The 2438-nt window shown below is 58.0% G+C and carries 4 protein-coding genes; 2 read left to right on the forward strand and 2 right to left on the reverse strand.

The genetic code is table 11. The features are described 5' to 3' along the window. Positions 1-813: aldehyde dehydrogenase family protein (locus HLUSI_RS0124530; RefSeq protein WP_016836449.1), on the forward strand; the 813-nt coding region annotated here is incomplete at its 5' end. A gap of 40 nt (positions 814-853) precedes the next feature. Further along, positions 854-1315 (forward strand): GFA family protein, encoded by a 462-nt coding sequence (locus HLUSI_RS0124535; RefSeq protein ID WP_016836450.1) that lies wholly within the window; start codon positions 854-856, stop codon positions 1313-1315. 212 nt (positions 1316-1527) lie between these two features. Here HLUSI_RS0124535 and HLUSI_RS30580 read toward each other — a convergent pair whose 3' ends face one another. Further along, the gene (locus HLUSI_RS30580; protein WP_016836451.1) at positions 1528-2103 is read right to left on the reverse strand and encodes a branched-chain amino acid ABC transporter permease; all 576 of its coding nucleotides are present in this window, start codon (positions 2101-2103) and stop codon (positions 1528-1530) included. 33 nt (positions 2104-2136) lie between these two features. Next, on the reverse strand, positions 2137-2438 hold a 302-nt coding region (locus HLUSI_RS0124545; protein ID WP_016836452.1), incomplete at its 5' end, for an ABC transporter permease subunit.

The raw sequence follows: 2438 nt of genomic DNA on the forward strand, positions 1-2438 counted from the left end.
GTGATGAAGGCCGCTAGCGACAATCTTGTCCCTGTCACCCTTGAATTGGGGGGCAAATCACCGACCATCATCGCCAAGGGCCACTCCCTCGACCGGGCGGCCGCGTCCATTGCTTTCGGTAAGCTGCTCAGCGCTGGCCAGACCTGCATCGCTCCCGATTACGTACTCGTCCACGAAAACGACATCGACTCGTTCGTCGGATCGTATGACCGGAAAGTGGCGTCCTTTTATACGGACGGTCCGACAAGCGAGCACTACACCTCAATCTTCAACGAGCGGCATCACTCTCGGCTTCAGAGCTTGATCGACGATGCTCGCGCCAAAGGGGCGCAAATCATTGAGGTTGGCAATCGGCCCGGCGATGCTTCTCGTCGTCCCAATACGATGGCGCCAACCGTGGTGCTTGGCGTTACAGACGACATGCGCATCGCACATGAGGAAATATTCGGCCCAATACTACCGATTTTTACCTACCGCGATGTCGAAGAAGCAATCGCCTATGTAAATGCCCGTCCTCGGCCGCTCGCGCTCTACTACTTCGGTGCTGATGATGAGAACCGCCGCAAGGTGCTAAGCCGAACGATGTCCGGCAACGTCACCATTAACGGGACGATCATGCACATCGCTCAGGATGACTTGCCTTTCGGTGGCGTTGGGCCCAGCGGCATGGGCGCTTACCATGGCGTCGAGGGTTTCCGCACCTTCAGCCATGCCAAGGGGATCTATGAGCAGGGGCGCTGGAACCTCGCCAACCTGCTCCACGCGCCCTTCAAACAGCCGATCGATACCATTCTCAACATGATGCTACGGTGATCGAAATGCTATTCCCAATGAAACTAAGGATCATCTGCACATGATTGCCGACACATCGTTGCCATTACGCGGCGCCTGCGAATGCGGCGCTTGCTCATTCGAGTTGCATACGTTGCCGAAAGCCAGGTTCCGGTGCCACTGCCTGATCTGCCAGATCTTTAACGACAAACCGTTTGCGGATGTTGTTGCCGCTCGCGCCAAGGATGTCGTTCTGAAAAATGCTGGGAATATCTCATTCAAGAAATACCGTCTGCCCCCGAACTTCAACCGTGGAGTCTGCCGGACTTGCGGCAAGCCGATCGTGGAGGTTGCAGGCTTCGGGCCGTTCAAGGTGATGTTCATCCCGGCCAGCAATTTTGAACTAGTGGCGCAGTTGCCACCGGTTCGACTGGACATCTTCTATCATCGTCGTGTGCAGGACATGCCGGGTAGCCTGCCTAAGTACAGAGGCTATTACGCAAGTCTTTTGGCGGTCGGCAAATTGATCACGGGTGGGTTGTGAAATGGCGAGTCGGTCTATCTAGCTAGCGTGCACCAATTAATCTCTTAAACTGGGGTTCTTCAGTAGACGTTTTTAAATGATGCCGAACAATTTCGTTGTCCGCCTGGCTCATGCCACCTCCCCTTGATCCCCCGGCTTTCCGACAGTCGCTTCCTACACAACCTCGGGCGCTTGGCCGATACCGCGTCCGTTGTCGGGAGCGCATCATCTCTTCACAATCTGTTTGTGTTCAGGAGCCAGTGATGACCAAAGATCATACCGACGCGACATCTAGTCCCAATGAAATCGTTAGTCGTCCGGAAGCGGAAATTCCAGGCAAGGAAGGCACGCTCGGCGGCGCCGGCGAAGTCCCAGTTGGTGAAGACGATCTGGATGATTTCCGCCACCGCAATGGTCGCCATCGCGAAGTAGTGACCCTTGAGGCGGAAGCAGGACCAGCCGATCACCAGGCTGACCAGCGCTGCGATAACGCCGCCGACCACCATGGCGAACCACGGGTTGATGCCGTAGACCGAGAGCAGGATCGCCGAGGTATAGGCGCCGATGCCGTAGAAGGCGACGTGGCCGAGCGAGACCTGGCCGGCGTAGCCGCCGACGATGTTCCAGGACACGCCGATCTGCGCCGCCATCAGGATCAGGATCGCGAGGTTCTGGTGCGACGGGCTGGTGACGTAGAGCGGCAAAGCCAACGCCAGCACCAGCAGCGCGACCAGCAGCCCGTGTGTTTTATTGAAGCCCGGAGCGGACGCGGTGGGCGTCAGCGGCAGGCTGGAAGTAGTTTTTAGCATGAGGTTTCTCTCCGAGTAATTGTGCGGTCAGGCTCAGGCCTTGCCCATCAACCCTTGCGGGCGGAACATCAGCACCGTCAGGAACAGCACCAGCACGATCGCCATCTTGTATTGCGGTCCCAGGAACAGGCCGCCCATCACTTCGATCACGCCCACCAGCACGCCGGCGATCAATGCGCCGACCACGCTGCCGAAGCCGCCCAGGTTGACCACCACGAAGGCGATCAGGATGAAGTTGGCGCCGACTTCCGGAAAGATCGGGAAGAAGGTCGACAGCAGCGCGCCCGCCACGCCGGCGCACCGAACCGTTGAGCTGCACGACATCAACATCGTGC

This window comes from Herbaspirillum lusitanum P6-12 (genome assembly GCF_000256565.1).
Taxonomy (GTDB): Bacteria; Pseudomonadota; Gammaproteobacteria; order Burkholderiales; family Burkholderiaceae_D; genus Herbaspirillum; species Herbaspirillum lusitanum.